Here is a 1,115-nt window from a genome sequence, read left to right on the forward strand (position 1 = left end):
GTCCCACTCACCCCGAACCCCGACACCCCAACCCGCCGCGGACGCCCCACCTCCGGCCACACCCGCTGCTCCGTCAGCAACTCCACCGCACCCGCAGACCAATCCACCTGCCGCGACGGCTCATCCACATGCAACGTCCGCGGCAACACCCCATACCGCAACGCCAACACCATCTTGATCACACCAGCCACACCAGCGGCCGCCTGCGCATGACCGATATTCGACTTCAACGACCCCAACCACAACGGACGCCCCTCAGGCCGATCCTGGCCATAGGTCGCCATCAATGCCTGGACCTCGATCGGATCACCCAGTGTGGTGCCGGTGCCGTGGCCCTCCACGGCGTCCACATCGCCCGCCACCAGCCCCGCACCGGCCAGCGCCTGCTGAATCACCCGCTGCTGCGACGGACCATTCGGCGCCGTCAACCCATTCGACGCACCGTCCTGATTCACCGCGCTGCCCCGCACCACCGCCAACACCCGACGGCCGAGCCGCTCCGCATCCGACAACCGCTCCACCACCAGCACGCCCACGCCCTCGGCCCACCCCGTGCCATCCGCCGAGGCCGCGAACGACTTACAGCGGCCGTCTTCAGCCATGCCGCGCTGCCGCGAGAAGCCGACGAAGGCGCTGGGGGTGGACATGACGGTGGCCCCTCCGGCCAGCGCCATCGAGCACTCGCCGGAGCGCAGCGCCTGCGCGGCCAGGTGCAGGCCCACCAGTGAGGAGGAACATGCCGTGTCGATCGTCATCGCCGGACCCTCGAGCCCCAGCTCATAGGCGACCCGCCCGGTGAGCACGCTCGCCGAGCTGCCCGTCATCAGATAGCCCTCGACGCCCTCGGGGACCGTGTCCACGTCCGTGGCGTAGTCCTGGTTGAGGGTGCCGAAGTAGACACCGACGTCCCTGCCCCGTAGGGCCGTTGGATCGATCCCGGCGCGCTCCAACGCCTCCCACGATGTCTCCAGCAACAGCCGCTGTTGCGGATCCATCGCCAGCGCCTCACGCGGCGAGATCCCGAAGAAGCCCGCGTCGAACTCCCCCGCGTCGCGCAGAAAGCCACCCTCGCGGACATAGCTGGTGCCCGGGTGGTCCGGATCCGGGTCGAAGAG

General features: G+C 69.2%; 1 protein-coding gene. It reads right to left on the minus strand.

The genetic code is table 11. The features are described 5' to 3' along the window. A partial coding sequence (locus ACFXB5_RS53790; protein WP_385223405.1) for a beta-ketoacyl synthase N-terminal-like domain-containing protein occupies positions 1-1,115 on the minus strand: 1,115 nt, incomplete at both ends.

This window comes from Streptomyces sp. NPDC059455 (assembly GCF_042750115.1).
GTDB lineage: Bacteria > Actinomycetota > Actinomycetes > Streptomycetales > Streptomycetaceae > Streptomyces > Streptomyces endocoffeicus.